The organism is Methylobacterium sp. HJ2 (assembly GCF_056431005.1).
The window spans coordinates 48,390-65,078 of the sequence record NZ_JBWJYM010000007.1 but is presented as its reverse complement, the minus strand read 5'-3'; the positions used below and the strand labels follow the sequence as shown (position 1 = coordinate 65,078).

The 16,689-nt window shown below is 69.6% G+C and carries 10 protein-coding genes; 5 read left to right on the top strand and 5 right to left on the bottom strand.

All coding sequences use genetic code 11. The features are described 5' to 3' along the window. The first annotated feature begins 49 nt into the window (after positions 1-49). The gene (gene aat / locus ACS5RC_RS17450) at positions 50-736 is read left to right on the top strand and encodes a leucyl/phenylalanyl-tRNA--protein transferase (protein WP_478345165.1); all 687 of its coding nucleotides are present in this window, start codon (positions 50-52) and stop codon (positions 734-736) included. Between the two features lies 1 nt (position 737). On the opposite strand, the gene ACS5RC_RS17445 is transcribed toward aat, so the two are convergent. Together ACS5RC_RS17445 and ACS5RC_RS17440 are read right to left on the bottom strand one after the other, a co-directional pair. Beyond that, entirely contained in the window at positions 738-1,424 is a 687-nt protein-coding gene (locus tag ACS5RC_RS17445) for a DUF2155 domain-containing protein (RefSeq protein ID WP_478345164.1), read from the bottom strand. A 47-nt stretch (positions 1,425-1,471) separates the two neighbouring features. Continuing rightward, complete coding sequence (locus tag ACS5RC_RS17440) at positions 1,472-1,888, bottom strand: NADH:ubiquinone oxidoreductase subunit NDUFA12 (RefSeq protein WP_478345163.1); 417 nt, start codon at positions 1,886-1,888, stop codon at positions 1,472-1,474. Positions 1,889-2,427: 539 nt separating this feature from the next. Here ACS5RC_RS17440 and ACS5RC_RS17435 point away from each other — a divergent pair. Further along, on the top strand, positions 2,428-6,159 hold the full coding sequence (locus ACS5RC_RS17435) for a vitamin B12-dependent ribonucleotide reductase (protein ID WP_478345162.1): 3,732 nt from the start codon (positions 2,428-2,430) through the stop codon (positions 6,157-6,159). 375 nt (positions 6,160-6,534) lie between these two features. On the opposite strand, the gene htpG is transcribed toward ACS5RC_RS17435, so the two are convergent. The 3 genes from htpG to ACS5RC_RS17420 form a co-directional block, all read right to left on the bottom strand. Next, positions 6,535-8,370: a molecular chaperone HtpG gene (gene htpG / locus ACS5RC_RS17430; protein ID WP_478345398.1), complete on the bottom strand. Its 1,836-nt coding sequence runs from the start codon at positions 8,368-8,370 to the stop codon at positions 6,535-6,537. 113 nt (positions 8,371-8,483) lie between these two features. Beyond that, positions 8,484-8,921, bottom strand: coding sequence for a DUF3429 domain-containing protein (locus ACS5RC_RS17425; protein ID WP_478345161.1), 438 nt, complete (start codon positions 8,919-8,921; stop codon positions 8,484-8,486). A gap of 210 nt (positions 8,922-9,131) precedes the next feature. After that, the gene (locus tag ACS5RC_RS17420; protein WP_478345160.1) at positions 9,132-12,632 is read right to left on the bottom strand and encodes a hypothetical protein; all 3,501 of its coding nucleotides are present in this window, start codon (positions 12,630-12,632) and stop codon (positions 9,132-9,134) included. Positions 12,633-12,965: 333 nt separating this feature from the next. On the opposite strand from ACS5RC_RS17420, the gene ACS5RC_RS17415 reads away from it, so the two are divergent. From ACS5RC_RS17415 to ACS5RC_RS17405, 3 genes are all read left to right on the top strand, one after another. Further along, positions 12,966-14,744: an acyl-CoA dehydrogenase C-terminal domain-containing protein gene (locus ACS5RC_RS17415; RefSeq protein ID WP_478345159.1), complete on the top strand. Its 1,779-nt coding sequence runs from the start codon at positions 12,966-12,968 to the stop codon at positions 14,742-14,744. Positions 14,745-14,843: 99 nt separating this feature from the next. Beyond that, positions 14,844-16,052, top strand: a complete 1,209-nt coding sequence (locus ACS5RC_RS17410) for an acetyl-CoA C-acetyltransferase (RefSeq protein ID WP_478345158.1) — start codon at positions 14,844-14,846, stop codon at positions 16,050-16,052. Positions 16,053-16,164: 112 nt separating this feature from the next. Next, positions 16,165-16,680, top strand: coding sequence for a DUF2059 domain-containing protein (locus tag ACS5RC_RS17405; protein WP_478345157.1), 516 nt, complete (start codon positions 16,165-16,167; stop codon positions 16,678-16,680). Positions 16,681-16,689: the final 9 nt, after the last annotated feature.

Below are 16,689 nucleotides of genomic sequence, written 5' to 3'. Positions count from 1 at the left end.
GTGCACGAGCCTCTGGCAATCCGGCCGCGTCCGCGGCACAGTCCCGAACATGCACGACGGCGCCCGCGTGGAGATCACTCCGGAGATCCTGCTGAAGGCCTACGCCGCCGGTATCTTCCCGATGGCGGAGGACGCGACCGATCCGACCCTTTACTGGGTCGAGCCGCGCGCACGCGGCGTGCTTCCCCTCGACGGCTTCCGGGTCTCGCGACGATTGGCGCGCACGGTCCGGGCCGACCTGTTCGAGGTTCGCAGCGACACCGATTTCGACGCCGTGATCGCCGGATGCGCAGCCCCGCGCCGGGACAGCGAGCGCACCTGGATCAACGCGCGGATCCGCGAACTCTACGGCGCCCTGTTCGACCGCGGCTACGCCCACACGGTCGAGGTCTACGCGCAGGGCCGGCTTGTCGGCGGCCTCTACGGGGTCTCCCTCGGGGCGGCGTTCTTCGGGGAAAGCATGTTCCACGAGGTGCGCGACGCCTCGAAGGTCGCGCTCGTCCACCTGATGGCGCGCCTCAGGACCTGCGGCTACCGATTGGCCGACACCCAGTTCGTGACGGATCATCTCTCGCAGTTCGGAGCGGAGGAATTGCCGCGCCACGTCTACAAGCGCCGTCTGGGGGAGGCGCTCGCCCAAGCGGCCGACTGGGATGCGTGGCCGAAGGACGGCAGCCTGACCGGGGCGCAGGTGCTCTCGGCGCTCGCAGGCGGAACCGCCGGGATCGGGGACTGACTTACCGGAACAGCTGATCGAAGATCGATTGGGGCTGGGGCGGCGGAGGCGCCGCCGCCGGCCCCTCATTCGACGGGAAGAATTTCCGCGACGGCTTCTGGCGCGGCTGAACCGGCACGCCGCGCGGCGCCTCGACATCGACCTGCCCGGCCGAGTTCACCTGCTGGGCCGTCTTTGTGGAGTCGCGGCGCCGGCCCTTCTCGGGCTTCGCGGCGAGCGCCGGAACATCCTCCTGCTCGCGCGCCTCGGCGATCACGTCGGTGCCGCCCTTACAATCGACCAGCCACACATCGTAGATCGGATGCTCGATCGCGTGGAGCCCGGGGCTCGCAGCGAACATCCAGCCGGTGAAGATGCGCCGGTACTTGTTGTCGAGCGTCACCTCGTCGACCTCGAGAAAGGCCGTGGTCTTCGCGCTCTCCGTCGGAGGCCGGGTATAGCAGACCCGCGGCGTCAGCTGCAGGGCCCCGAACTGCACCGTCTCGTCGACCGCTACCTCGAAGGAGACGATGCGGCCGGTGATCTTGTCGAGACCGGAGAACACCGCGGTCGGATTCTTGATCTTGTCCGCGGAGGCCGGTCCGGCCGATAGCGTGGCTGCGCAGAGGGCCAGCGCGCTGGCGGCGCGCGCGAGGCGGGGCAGGCGTGCGGTGATGCGGCGCAAGGCTCGAGCCCTCCGGGGAGTCATACCCCGCCTTCAATACCCGAACGGTGGTGGAACTTGGGCGCTCGCCCCTACTCGCCGGGCGTCCACGGCACGTAGTCGCCCGTCGCCGCCGGGCGCACGCCCCAGGAGAGTTGCGAGCCCTTCGGGCGGTAGGCATCGGGTGAGCCGGTCTGGTTCTCCACGTGGGGCTTCTGCCACTCGCGGGGCTTGTAGTCCTCCTCGCTCGGCGCGCGGTCGACGTTGTGGCAGAGCCAGCCGCGCCAGCCCGGGGGCACCTTCGAGGCGTCGGCGTAGCCGTTATAGACCACCCAGCGCCGCTCCGATCCGACCGAGCGGTCGATCAGGGGCCCTTGTGCCTTGTAGTAGCGGTTGCCGAGATCGTCGCTGCCGACATAGGTGCCGCTGCGCGCGGTATACAGGGCGAGCGAGACCGTCTGCCCGTTCCACCACGTGAAGATGCGCAGCAGCGTGTCCTTGAGAGCCATCGCGTTCCTCGAACCCGTCCGGCCCGTGCGCGGCACGGGCGGCCAGGGCGGTTATGCTGAGGGCGTGCGCCCGAGTCCAGCCGAAACCGGTGCGGCTGCCGGCCCGGGTGTCGCCGAAATGTCGCTCCGTCCGTCGGCCGATCGCATTTGACGGTGTCTGCGAAACACCGCGCGCGGCGCCACAACCGTTCCTTGTGGATCGAAAATTTTCCCCGTCGGAATCCCGAAGGCCGAAAGAGCACTTAGCCCTACCCCTACGGATATCCACAGGGATTTGGCGCTGACTACCACATCTAGCGTGGAACCGAGCCGCCGCACACCACTTGTTGACGTGAAGGCTGGCTCGGCATTAATCTCCGGGTCATGGTTCGAGGCGGCTCGAACGGGTGTTCCGCGCCGCCGCGCCACGTCTTCACGTCATATCGCCCGAGCCCCCTGCATCAACGCGATGCATCGGCTCGGGCACCCCCTTGTCGGGACCATACCCGTGCGTCGGCGCGGGGCGGGGCGCGCGCGTCCCGTCGGGAGAGGTGTGTTTCATGCGGTTCGAGCGTCGTTACACCACGGCCGGTCAGTCGCCCTACGCGGCCATCCCGTTCCGGAAGGCCCTGAGCGAGATCCGCAATCCGGACGGCTCGGTGGTGTTCCGGCTCGACGGCATCCACGTGCCGGAGAGCTGGAGCCAGGTCGCCAGCGACGTGCTGGCCCAGAAGTATTTTCGCAAGGCCGGCGTGCCGGCACGCCTGAGGAAGGTCGAAGAGAACGACGTTCCGTCCTTCCTGTGGCGGTCGGTGCCGGACGAGGCCGCCCTCGCGGCGCTGCCCGAGGACGAGCGCACCGGTTCCGAGATCTCGGCGACCCAGGTGTTCGACCGCCTCGCCGGCTGCTGGACCTACTGGGGCTGGAAGGGCGGGTACTTCACGAGCGAGGAGGATGCGGCCGCGTTCATGGACGAGCTGCGCTTCATGCTCGCCCGCCAGATGGTCGCGCCGAACTCGCCACAATGGTTCAACACCGGCCTGCACTGGGCCTACGGCATCGACGGTCCGAGCCAGGGCCATTATTACTGCGATTACCGGACCGGTGAGCTGACGCGCTCGGCGACCGCCTACGAGCACCCGCAGCCCCACGCCTGCTTCATTCAATCCGTGCAGGACGACCTCGTCAACGAGGGCGGCATCATGGACTTGTGGGTGCGCGAGGCGCGCCTGTTCAAGTACGGCTCCGGCACCGGCTCGAACTTCTCGGCTCTGCGGGGCGAGAACGAGAAGCTCGGCGGCGGCGGCAAGTCGTCCGGTCTGATGTCGTTCCTGAAGATCGGCGACCGTGCGGCGGGGGCGATCAAGTCGGGCGGGACCACCCGGCGCGCTGCCAAGATGGTCATCGTCGACATCGACCACCCAGACATCGAGACCTTCATCGACTGGAAGGTGAAGGAGGAGCAGAAGGTCGCCGCCCTGGTGACCGGCTCCAAGGTTGTCTCCAAGCATCTCCAGGCGGTGATGAAGGCCTGCACGCAGTGCGAGGCCGAGGGCGACGCCTGCTTCGATCCGGAGCGCAACCCCGCCCTCAAGCGCGAGATCAAGGCCGCCCGCAAGGTCTCCGTCCCGGACGCCTACATCAAGCGCGTCGTGCAGTTCGCCAAGCAGGGCTTCACGAAGATCGAGTTCCCGATCTACGACACCGACTGGGATTCCGAGGCCTACCTCACCGTCTCGGGCCAGAACTCCAACAACTCCGTCTCGCTCACCGACGACTTCCTGCGTGCCGTCGAGGCGGGCAAGGATTGGGAGCTGAAGGCCCGCGTCACCGGCAAGGTCGCGAAGGCGGTGCCGGCGCGTGACCTGTGGGAGAAGATCGGCGAGGCCGCCTGGGCCTCGGCCGACCCGGGCCTGCACTTCAACACCACGATGAACGATTGGCACACCTGCCCGTCGGGCGGCCGGATCCGGGCCTCGAACCCGTGCTCCGAGTACATGTTCCTGGACGACACGGCCTGCAACCTCGCCTCCACCAACCTGCTGACCCTGTACGATCGCGAGACCAAGCGCTTCGACGTCGAGGCCTACGAGCATCTCAACCGCCTCTGGACGGTCGTGCTCGAGATCTCGGTGATGATGGCGCAGTTCCCGTCCAAGGAGATCGCGGAGCTGTCCTACCGGTACCGGACGCTCGGCCTCGGCTACGCCAATATCGGCGGCCTGCTGATGACCATGGGCCTGCCCTACGACTCGGATGCCGGTCGGGCGCTGGCCGGCGCGCTCACCGCCATCATGACGGGCGTGGCCTACGCCACCTCTGCCGAGATGGCCGCCGAGCTCGGCACCTTCCCGGGCTACGACGACAACGCCGACGCGATGCTGCGGGTGATCCGCAACCACCGCCGGGCGGCCCATGGCGAGGCCGAGGGCTATGAGTTCCTCAACATCGCCCCGGTCGCCCTCGACCACGCCAACATCCCGCAGGCCGATCTCGGCACGCACGCGAAAGCGGCCTGGGATCGGGCGCTCGCGCTCGGCGAGGAGCACGGCTACCGCAATGCGCAATCGACGGTTATCGCGCCGACCGGCACCATCGGCCTCGTGATGGATTGCGATACCACCGGCATCGAGCCCGACTTCGCCCTGGTAAAGTTCAAGAAGCTCGCGGGCGGCGGCTACTTCAAGATCATCAACCAGGCCGCGCCCGACGCGCTGCGGGCGCTCGGCTACCGCGAATCCGAGATCGCCGAGATCGAGGCCTACGCGGTCGGCCACGGCTCGATGGGACAGGCACCCGCGATCAACCCCGGGTCGCTCCGCGCCAAAGGCTTCAGCGACGAGAAGATCGCGGCGGTGGAGGCCGGCCTGAAGTCGGCCTTCGACATCAAGTTCGTTTTCAACCGCTGGACGCTCGGCGACGCATTCCTCACCGAGACGCTCAAGGTCCCGGCCGAGAGGCTCGCCGACCCGACCTTCGAGCTGCTGCCTTTCCTGGGCTTCAGCAAGAAGGACATCGAGGCTGCCAACACCCATATCTGCGGAGCGATGACGCTGGAGGGGGCCCCCTTCCTCAAGCCCGAGCATTACGCGGTGTTCGACTGCGCCAATCCCTGCGGGCGGATCGGCAAGCGCTACCTCTCGGTGGACAGCCACATCCGGATGATGGCCGCGGCGCAGCCGTTCATCTCGGGGGCGATCTCGAAGACCATCAACATGCCCAACGACGCCACGGTCGAGGATTGCAAGGCGGCCTACCTGCTGTCCTGGCGCCTCGCCCTCAAGGCGAACGCCCTCTACCGCGACGGCTCGAAGCTCTCGCAGCCGCTGAACTCCGCCCTCATCGCGGACGATTCGGACGAGGCCGACGACGCCGTCGAGGCGATCATCCAGGCGCCTGCCGCGGCGAAGGCCTCGCAGCTCGCAGAGAAGATCGTCGAGCGGGTAATCGAGCGGGTCGAGCGCATCCGCTCGCGGGAGAAGCTGCCGGCCCGCCGCAAGGGCTACACCCAGAAGGCCGTTGTCGGCGGCCACAAGGTCTATCTGCGCACCGGTGAGTACGACGACGGCCGCCTCGGCGAGATCTTCATCGACATGCACAAGGAGGGTGCGACCTTCCGGAGCCTGATGAACAACTTCGCCATCGCGATCTCGCTGGGCCTCCAGTACGGCGTGCCGCTTGAGGAGTACGTCGAGGCCTTCACCTTCACCCGCTTCGAGCCGGCGGGTTTCGTGCAGGGCAACGACGCAATCAAGAACGCGACCTCGCTCCTCGACTACGTGTTCCGCGAGCTGGCCGTTTCCTATCTTGGCCGTGCCGACCTCGCCCACGTCAATCCGAACGAGATCGGCGGAACCGTGATGGGTGGCGGCGAGAGTGCCGACACCACCCGGGACGCGGGCAAGACCGCCACCGCCTCGGCAGTCGTGTCTCGCGGGTTGCTTCGCGGATCGGCCGACCGGCTCACCCTGATCCAGGGCGGACCGGCGGGCGGCACGATCGGTGTGGGATCGGCCAGCACCGGCCAGACGACGCCCGCTGGCGGTGCCGTGCACGCGCTGCGGGGAGCGACCGCGCTCAAGGTGGAAACCCGGGAAGAGGAAGCCGTCGCGGCGCACGGGGTTTCCGTCGGCATCCCGGCCGAGCAACCGACGATCTCGTCGCGTCGCGCGGAAGCGAAGCTGAAGGGCTACGTCGGCGAGGCCTGTCCGGAATGCGCCAACTTCACGTTGGTGCGCAACGGGACCTGTTTGAAGTGTGACACCTGCGGCGGCACCACCGGGTGTTCGTAGACCTGAAGGCGGCCCACGGTCTCCGACCGGTGGGCCGCCTTCAGACGCGATGAAGCCGTCGAGCGGGACCCAACTCCCGATCGGCGGCTGATTTACTGACAGACCGCAGCAGGTCCCGCCGTGTCGGGGTCGACGCATGCGGTGTGAGACGAATGTTTCGATCCGCCGCGACGGTCATTCTGCGCCGTTGCATGGGTCCGCCCTCCGGTACGGTTTTCGAGTCGGGAGGGCAGCCAAGACTGCGGAACACCACGCACCTGCGGAGATCGTCGCCGCGCTATCGCACGCAGGCGGACGTCTCGATTACACACCACCGGTGGATGGCCGCTGGCGAAGACGCAGAGCCTTCGGCAGCGGTCGAACATCCCTCGTGTGTCAGGCGGCCGGGGCCGAGGAGGCGAGGGCCGCGGCGACGGTACGGGCGAAGGCCACCGGATCGCGGGGGATATCGCCGTCCTGGATCCGGGCGAGATCGAACAGCGTGTTGGCCGCAGCCGGAACCGCCTCCGCCGGGCCCGCGGCGAGGGCGCGGATCAGCGGATGGCGCGGATTGATCTCCAGCACCGGTTGACCGGCGCCGGCGGCCCGCCCGGCGCGCCGGAGCAGGCGCTGCATCTGCAGATCCGGTCCGGTGCCGGCCGAAAGCACCACCGCGCTGTCGACCAGCCGATCCGTGGCACGCACGTCCGAGACGTCCGAGCCGAGCGCCGCCTTGATCGCGGCGACGAGGGCGTCGATGCCCTCTGGGGGCAGCGTCTCGCCGCCCTCCGCTGCGAACTTGGAAAGGTCGAGGCCACCCTGCGTGATCGAACGCAGCGGCTTGTCCTCGAAACGGGACAGCGCTTCCGGCCAGAACGCGTCGACGTGGTCGGATAGGAGGAGCACCTCAAGCCCACGCGCCCGGAAGCCTTCGAGCTGGGGCGAGCGGGTCAGAGCCTCGGCGTCGTCGGCGACGAGGTAGTAGATCGCCTCCTGGCCATCCTTCATGCGGGCGACGTAGTCGGGCAGGCTGGTCCAGCCTTCGACCGCGGATGAACGGAAGCGCAGCAGCGGCGCAATCTCGGCCCGGCGTTCGTGGTCCTCGTAGATGCCTTCCTTCAGGATCGGGCCGAAATTCTCCCAGAAGCCCTGGTAGCTCTCGCCATCCTTGGCGCGGGTCGTGAGCTCCGAGAGGACGCGGCCCGTCACCGCGCGGCGAATGCGGGCGAGCGCGGGCGTGGATTGCAGCATCTCGCGCGAGACGTTGAGGGGCAGGTCCTCGGTGTCGACCACACCCTGGACGAAGCGGAGCCAGGGCGGCAGCAGCTCCGCCTCGTCGGTGATGAACATGCGTCGGACATGCAGGCGCACCTTGCTCTGCCGATCGTTCTCCAGCGCCTGGAACGGCTTCATCCCGGGCACGAACAGAAGCGCCGAGAATTCGAGCTGACCCTCCGCGCGCCAGTGCAGCGTCGCCCAGGGCTTGTCGAAATTCATGCCGACGGTGCGGTAGAATTCCTCGTACTGCTCGGGCGTGATCTCGCCTTTCGGCTTGCGCCAGAGCGCGGTGCCCTGGTTGGCCGATTCCTCCTTGCCGTCCTGCACCAGGGCGATCGGAACCGTGATGAAGTCGGCCCATTTGCGCACGAGGTGGTCGAGCCGGTAGGGCTCGAGATATTCGTCCGCATCGGCCTTGAGATGGAGGACAATCTCGGTTCCGGGCTCCGCCGTCTCGGCGCGCTCCAGGGTGTAGCTGCCCTGACCTTCCGAGGCCCAGGTCCAGGCCTCGTCGGAGCCGGCCCGGCGCGAGGTCACGCTCACCCGGTCGGCCACCATGAAGGCCGAGTAGAAGCCGACGCCGAACTGGCCGATCAGGCTCGGCCGGTCCTCCGCCTTCGCCGCATCCAGGCTCTGGGAGAAGGCTCGGGTGCCCGAGCGCGCGATGGTGCCGAGATTCTGCGCCAGCTCCTCCTTGGTCATGCCGATGCCGGCATCCGAGATCGTGAGGGTGCGGGCCTCCTTGTCAGGCCGGATCCGGACCTTGGCATCCGGCGGCAGAGCGCTGCCCGGCACGGTCAGCGCTTCGAAGCGGCGCCGGTCCATCGCGTCGGCGGCGTTGGCCACCAGTTCGCGCAGGAAGATCTCGCGGTCGGAATAGAGGGCGTGGACCACGAGATCGAGAAGTCGCCCGACCTCGGCCCCGAATTCGTGTCGCTCCACCGTCTCGCTCACCGCCATGCCTCCGCTCCGGGTTGTGCGGGGGCGATATGCCGTCGCGCGGACGGGAATTCAACGGCGGGCGATCGGTGACGAGGAGTGGAGATGAACCGCCGGCGGGATCCCGGTCAGGCCGCAACCAGCAGGGCGGCGCCGGCCACGCCGGAGAGGAGCAGCCGCAGGCGTCCGAGCCAGCGGGGCACCAGTCCGCGCCGGGCGAGGTCTTGGTCGACGAGGCCCCAGGCCAGCACCAGCACGCCCAGGACGCGCAGGTCCCAGGGTGCCGGCGCGGCGAGCGCCGCCCAGGCGATCAGGGACGGGATGATGGCGAGCAGGTAGTCCCCGTTGCCGGCATTGCGGGCGGCCGCTGCCCCCCAACGAATGCCGCCGAGGAAGGACGCGATCACGGCGCCGTAGGCGGACAGGATCGTGCGGGGCGAGAGGCCGATCGTGCCCAGGCCGCCGTCGTTGCCCGCGATCGCAAGCGCCGCGAACCCGAGGAACGGGATCAGCCCGGCCACGCCGAGGATGACGGCACCCATCGGCACCGGGGTCACGCGCGCCATTCAGCCTCCGACAGCCGACCGCGCGCCGCTGCGCCCGGTCCATCCCGTCGCGCAGGACGGGACCGCATCATCCGGACACAGTATACGAGCGTCGCCGGGGCGGGTTCCCGCACTGCGGCAACCTGCATCCGAGCCGGGGGCCGAACTCCGGCCGCGGCAAGCTCCGGTTCAGCCGGTAGGCCGGCCCGGATCCGGCTCGGGCATTCCCGCTCAGACACCCTTGCTCGGGCGCGGCGCGGTGAAGGCGGTCGGGCTCGGGCTCGGGGCGCCCAGCAGGGTCATCGGCGTCGCTTCCGGCAGGGGGGGCGCCTCGTTGACGACCGGGTCGATCCGGCGCGGCTTGAAGCCGGCAGCGAGAGCCTTGGCGCTGGCGAGGTCGGCAGGTGCGAGCTTGGTCGCGACGTCGTCGCGCTTGCGCCCGGCATCGTCGTCGCCCTGCGCGGCGGCCGCCGAGAACCAGAGGTAGGATTGCACGAGATCCTGCGTCAGGCCCATGCCGCGGGCGTAGAGGACGCCGAGATTGTACTGGCTGTCGCGCACACCGTACTCGGCGGCCTGCTTGAACCACGAGGCCGCCGAAGCGTAGTCCGGCTTGCCCGACGGAGTCGGGTTCTCGGCGTAGATCACCGCGAGGTTGTGCATCGAGCGCGTATGGCCCTGCTCGGCCGCGCGGCCGTACCAGAGCTTGGCCTGGACGAGGTCGCGGGTGACGCCGGTGCCCTTCTCGTAGAGGCTGCCGAGCTTGTACTGCGCCGGAGCATACCCGGCCGCCGCGACCTTCTCGTAGAACTTGGCCGCCAGGGCGAAGTCGCGGTTGACGCCGCGGCCCTCCGCCGAACGTGCCGCGAGCTCCCAGACCGCGGCGCCCTCGCCGTCGAGGGCGGATTGCCGGACCTTGGTCAGGCTCGCCGGCAGGCTTGCGATGTCGCCCGACAGCGAGGCCATCGACGCCACCCGCGGGATCCCGCCGCGCGGGCGGGCCGGCGCCGCATCGTTGCCGATGGACTGCGTCGTCAGCGGATCGGCGACGGCGGGTTTGTTGGGCGCATCGGCTGCGACCCTGTTCGGTGCCTCGCTGGCGGGCTTCACACCGGCGTCGACCCCGGGGGCCGGTACCGTGGGGATGTCCGGGCGGACGTTTCCGGAAGCGGCGATCTGCGGGACCGCGGCGGCGTCCTCGGCCGGACGCATGGACAGCGCCTGGAGGGCGCCCAGAGCGAGCACGATCGCCGCGAGGCCCAGGAGCAGAGGGCGGCGGCGGCGCTCGATCTGTGCGCGCAGGCGGGCCAGGGGGCCGTCCGCGGCCGGCATGGCACCGACGGGCGACGCGTCGGAGCGATCGGTTTTGGCGGACCGGCCACTCATCCGGGACGCGCGCTGCTCCCCGGCGGTCTCGGTGGCGAGTTCCGCCTGGGCTGCCTGCGCCGCGCGCCGGGCAGCGGCGATGAAGCTCGTCTTGATGTCGCCGGCGGCCTCGCCATCCGGCGTCTCGGCGCCCGGATGCCGTCCCGGGGCGGGGCGATCGCGCAGCATCGCGTCGAGATCGGCCAAGTCGCGGTGCGCCTCGCGGTGCGGGTCGCGCAGGGGCCGCCCGGTCCCGGGCTCGAGCAGCTCATCTCCCGCGCGGCCGGGCGCGACCGAAGGCTCGGCCTCGGCACGCGGCATCTCGGGCCGCTTCGGCGCACGGACGCGCGGGGCCTCCGCGGCGGTCGAGGCTTTCAGCTGCTCGGCGAGCGACGGCTGGCGCAGCCCGGATAGGGGGGACGGTCCGTCCGCCGGATCGAGGCGGCTCGACAGGCGGTCGAGGGCGCCTTGAACGCCGTCGAGCATCGACGCGAGCCTCTGGTCGGAGGCGACCTGACGGGCCTGGAGATCGGCGAGGCTGGCGCGGAGCAGGCCGATCTCGCTGCGCTCGTCGGGCGTCCGGACCTCGACGAGACCGGCCGCCACGGCGCTGCGGGCCGCCTGTTCGAGGGCCGTCGTGTCGGGAGATTGATCGCGCAGGGCGCCGACCTGCTTGAGCAGGTCGCCCATCGACCGCTCCAGACCGGCGAGCGTCGGATCGGTCCCGCGGCTGTCCAGACGGTTGGCGAGGGTCACGACCTGGCGCTCGAGCGCGTCGAGCCCGTCGCCGCCCGCGCGCTCGCCGACGCGGTCGACCTTTTCGGCGAGGTTGCGCAGCATGGCGTGGATCGAGGCCATGCCGTCGCCGGCCAGAGCCCCGTCCGGGCGACCCGCGTCGAGATGCCCCTCGAGACGGCCGATGAGGTGGCCGACCGGCTCGCGTGCCTGATCGACCTTGTCGGCCAGCGCATCGATCCGGCCGAGGATCGCCCGGGCCTGAGCTTGGTCGGCGCTGCCGGCTCGAGCCTGAAGGGCGTCGAGCTTGTCCGACATCGCGCGCAACTCGCCGATGAAGGCGGGGGCGGGCGTCGCGAGCCCGCTGCGGATCTCCTCCAGGAGCGGACGCAGCTCGGCCCCCGCCGTGGCGGTCTCGGCGGCGGCGCGCAGCTCCGCGATCTGCCCGCTGATCGCCTGCATGCCCTGAGCGAGGCTCTGGATCCGTTCCGGACCCGCGAGGGAGGCGATGAGCCGGCGAATCTCCTCGATTTCCTGGAACAGACCCGCCACCGCGGCGCCCGCACGCTTGTCGTCGCCGTCCCGCGATTCGGCAGCGACGCGGTCGAGGCGGTCGGCGAGGGTCTGCAGATCCTGCTTCACCCGGGTGTGGACATCTTCCGCGACCTGCTCGGCGAGCTGCTCGACGCGGCCTCGGATGATCTCGATCGGCGCGGTGATGGCGGTGAGATCGGTCGTGGGCTGCGCCTGCTCGACATTGGTCGCGAGCGAGATCATCGCCTGTTCGAGGGCGCCGACGTCGCGGGTGGTGGCGAGGCCGACGAGCGATTCGCGCAGGCGGCTCGTCTCCTGGCGAAGCTCGAAGACCGCGGCGGCGGTGTCGGCCACCAAGTCCTCGTGCATGCCGACGTCGAGTCGGCGCGCAAGATCCTGGCGCATGCCCGCGACGACGCTGGACCCTGCGGAGAGGGCACGCTCGGAGGTGTCTCCGAGTTCGCGCTGGCGCAGGCGGATCTCCTGCACCGCGTCCCGAATCTCCTCCGTCGCCGGCCGGCCCCGTCGGCCGTAGGGCCGCGCGGCAGCGACCTTGTCGCCGAGTTCCGACATGCGTCGCTCGATGTCGCCCAGCCGGGCCGTCACCTTCTCCACCGGCGCGGCCCCGGCGTCGAGTGCGCGGGCGATCCGGCTCTCGATCGCTTCCAGGCGCTGGTTCGCCGCTGCGCTCGCCGCCTGCCGCTCCTCAGCCAGAACCCGGTCGAAATCCGAGAGGCGCGCCATCAGCGCGTCGATGCCGCGCTCCGAGTCGCGATCCGACATGGCCGCTTGGAAATCCCGGTCGGCCTCGTGGCGGCCGGCTGCGGAGGCCGGGGGGCCGCGATGGCGACGCGGCTCGGCGAGCTGCTGATGGGGCGGCCGGCCCTGCTGCTGGCGGCGCGGGTCGTCGGACGGCCGGCCCCCGTCTCGGCGGGGCTGGGCCTCCGCGGCGTGGCGGTGCCGACGCCGTCCGGCCTGCGGAACGTTGGCGGCGATCCAGTCCTCGAGGGGGATGCCGGCTCGGCGGGCGACATCGCGCGCCGCTTCGAGCACGTCGGGATCGAAGCTGTCGAGATTCGGCTTCGCGTTTCGGCTCATCGTGGGCCTGCCCTCAACGGCGTGCGGCAGCTTATCCGGAGCCGCGCTGGACGCGTCGGGATCCGGGGCCTGGGGGATCGTGAGGGGACCTTTAACTTTCTTGGTAAACACAGCGTTAAGGGCTGCCCGGTCCCGCGACTGGGCCTTGAGACAGCGTGCACGATGCCGTGCCTTCGCGGCCGAGTCGTGCCGTCCGCAGCGCGAATGGTCGAGGCCGGCCCTTGCGCACAGGCGCCGAGATAGTTTACATATGAACTATCGAGCGAAGCGCGGATGTGGCCCGTCGAGGGGCCTGATCCGCAAGCCGCGCCGCCGCCCTTCGGAGGAGATGAGATGCCGAGCTATCGCGCCCCGGTCGAGGATACCCTGTTCCTCCTCAATGACGTGCTCGGCTTTCACCGGTACGACAATCTCGCGGGCTTCGCCGATGCCTCGCCCGACGTCGTCGAGGCGGTGCTGACCGAGGGCGCGAAGCTGGCCGAGACCATGCTGGCGCCGCTCAATCGCGTCGGCGACGCCGAGGGCTGCACGCGGCATCCCGACGGCTCGGTGACGACGCCGAAGGGCTTCAAGGGCGCCTACGACGCCTACGCGCAGGGCGGTTGGATGGGCCTCTCGGTGCCCGAAGAGTACGGCGGCCAGGGCCTGCCCCATACCCTCAACACCGCCATGCAGGAATTCGCCTCCGGAGCGAACCTGGCGCTCGGGATGTATCCGGGCCTGACCCAGGGCGCGATCGCCGCGCTCCTCGTCCACGGCACGGAGGAGCAGAAGCGGACCTATGTTCCCCGCATGGTCGAGGGCGCCTGGACCGGCACCATGAACCTGACCGAGCCGCATTGCGGCACCGATCTCGGGCTGCTCAAGACCAAGGCCGTGCCGAACGGCGACGGCTCCTACAGCCTGACCGGCACCAAGATTTTCATCTCGGCAGGCGAGCACGACCTCTCCGAGAACATCGTCCACCTCGTCATCGCCCGGATCGAGGGCGCGCCGGCCGGCACCAAGGGCATCTCGCTCTTCGTCGTGCCGAAGTTCCTGGTGAACGCGGACGGCAGTGTCGGCGAGCGCAACGGCGTGTCCTGCGGCTCGCTCGAGCACAAGATGGGCATCCACGGCAACAGCACCTGCGTGATGAACTACGACGGCGCACGCGGCTGGCTCGTCGGCCAGGAAAATCGTGGCCTCAACGCGATGTTCGTGATGATGAACGAGGCGCGCCTCGCCGTCGGCGTGCAGGGGCTCGGCCAATCCGAGGTCGCCTACCAGAACGCCGTGGCCTACGCGAAGGACCGCCTGCAGGGCCGCTCCCTCACCGGAGCCAAGGAGCCGAACAAGGCCGCCGACCCGATCATCGTGCATCCGGACGTGCGCCGCACCCTGATGGGGATCCGGGCCTTCAACGAGGGCGCGCGCGCCCTGATGCTGTGGACCGCGCTCCAGGCGGACATCATCCATCGCTCGGAGGATGCCAAGCAGCGGCAGGCGGCCGACGACTACATGGGCCTGATGACCCCCGTGGTGAAAGGCGTGCTGACCGACCGGGGCTTCGCCAACGCGGTCGAGGCGCAGCAGATGTTCGGCGGCCACGGCTATGTCGAGGAATGGGGCATGTCGCAGTTCGTGCGCGATGCCCGCATCGCCATGATCTACGAGGGCGCCAACGGCATCCAGGCGATGGACCTGATCGGGCGTAAGCTGCCGCGCGACGGCGGCCGCGCCATGATGACCTTCCTGGGCGAGGTCCAGACCTTCATCAAGGACCACGACGAGACCGAGGCGATGAAGCCGTTCACGGGGCCGCTCCAGGCCGGGCTGAACGATCTGCAGGGCGCCACGATGTGGTTCATGCAGAACGCCTTCTCCAAGCCCGACAACGCGGGCGCGGGCGCGACGGACTACATGCATCTCCTGGGCCTCGTGGCGATCGGCTACATGTGGGCGCGGATCGCCAAGGTCGCCATCGAGCGGCCGGGCGATACCCGGATGGAGGCCAAGATCGCCACCGGGCGGTTCTACATGGAGCGGCTGATGCCGGAGACGGCCCTGCGTTTCACCCGCATCAAGGCCGGGGCGGAGTCCACGATGGCGTTGGCGGCCGACGCGTTCTGAGCGCGCGACGCCCCCGGCGCGCCGCAGGGGTGATTGACCCGCTACTCCATCGCGGGAGAGAGCGGGCGCCGAGATACGGGAACACGAGGAAGCGCTGAGATGCCCGAGGCCTATATCTTCGATCACGTCCGTACGCCCCGCGGGCGCGGCAAGCCGGACGGCTCCCTGCACGAGGTCACCGCCCTGCGGCTCGCCGAGACCGCGCTGCGAGCCCTGAAGGACCGCAACGGCCTCGACACCCGCAGGGTGGACGACGTGGTGCTTGGCTGCGTCGACCCCGTCGGCGAGGCGGGCGGCGACATCGCCCGCGCGGCCGCGCTGGTGGCCGATTACGGCCCGCACGTGCCGGGCGTGCAGATCAACCGCTTCTGCGCCTCGGGCCTCGACGCCGTGAACTTCGCGGCCGCCCAGGTGATGGCCGGCCAGCACGACATGACGGTCGGCGGCGGCGTCGAATCGATGAGCCGCGTCGGCCTGGGCGCCTCGGGCGGCGCCTGGCCGGTCGACCCGGCGATCGCGGTGAAGTCCTACTTCATGCCGCAGGGCGTCTCGGCCGATCTCATCGCCACCAAGTACGGCTTCAGCCGCGACGATTGCGATGCCTACGCGGTGCAGTCGCAGAAGCGTTCGGCGCAATCCTGGGCCGAGGGGCTGTTCAAGGGCTCCGTCGTGCCGGTGCGCGACATCAACGGCATCACCCTTCTCGACCGCGACGAGCACATGCGGCCCTCCACCGACATGCAGTCGCTGGCGAGCCTCAAGGCCTCGTTCGTCCAGATGGGCCAGATGGGCGGGTTCGACGCGGTGGCGGTCGATGCTCATCCCGACGTCGAGGTGGTCGACCACGTCCACCACGCGGGCAACTCGTCGGGCATCGTCGACGGCGCCGCCGCCGTGCTGATCGGCTCGAAGGAAGCCGGCGACGGTGCCGGCCTGAAGCCCCGCGCCCGCATCCGGGCCTTCGCCAATATCGGCTCCGACCCGGCCCTGATGCTCACCGGTCCGGTCGATGTGACCCGCAAGGTGCTGGCACGCGCCGGCATGAGCCTCCACGACATCGACCTGTTCGAGATCAACGAGGCCTTCGCCTCGGTGGTGCTGCGGTTCCAGCAGGCGTTCGACCTCGATCCGGCGAAGGTGAACGTCAACGGGGGCGCCATCGCCATGGGCCATCCGCTCGGCGCGACGGGCGCGATGATCCTCGGCACGGTGCTCGACGAGTTGGAGCGCACCGGGAAGGAGCGGGCCCTCGTCACCCTCTGCATCGGCGCCGGCATGGGCACCGCAACGATCATCGAGCGGGTGTAGCGCCGATGGGAGCGGCAACCGTGCCGCTCCCGGAATCCCGGAAACGCTGCTAGAGGCCGGCCCGACCGCCGCACAAGGCGGCGGAACCGGAACCTACGGGAAACGCCCAACGATGACGCGCCTGATCGCCACGCTCTGCCTGACCACGGCCCTCGCTCTGCCGCTCGCCGCGCGCGCGGACGAAGCCGCCGACAAGGTCGCTGAGGCCAAGACCCTCGTCAGCAAGACCCTGATCAAGAACCTCCAGACCGGCTTCGGCACCGCCCTGGAGAAGACCGTGGCGCCGATGCCGGACAAGAAGGCCGAGTCCGTGCGCAAGGAGCTGACGGCCGAATTCGACCGTCAGCGCGAGATCATGGTCGAGGGCCTGTCGAAGGAATACGCGGAGAAGTTCAGTCTCGCCGAGCTGAAGCACCTCAACGAGATCTACGACGACAAGACCTACCAGAAGTTCCAGGCCATGAACGCCGACCCGTCCTCGACGGTGACGGTGATCTCCCAGGGCTCGGTAACGAAGCTTCTGAACATGCTGGCCGTGGCCTCGGCCGGCGATAACGGCCCGCAGCCCGGCATGCCGCCGGCCCCTGCGCCCGCCCCTTCGCCCGCACCGGCCGCCCCCGCCCGCTGAGGGCCGATG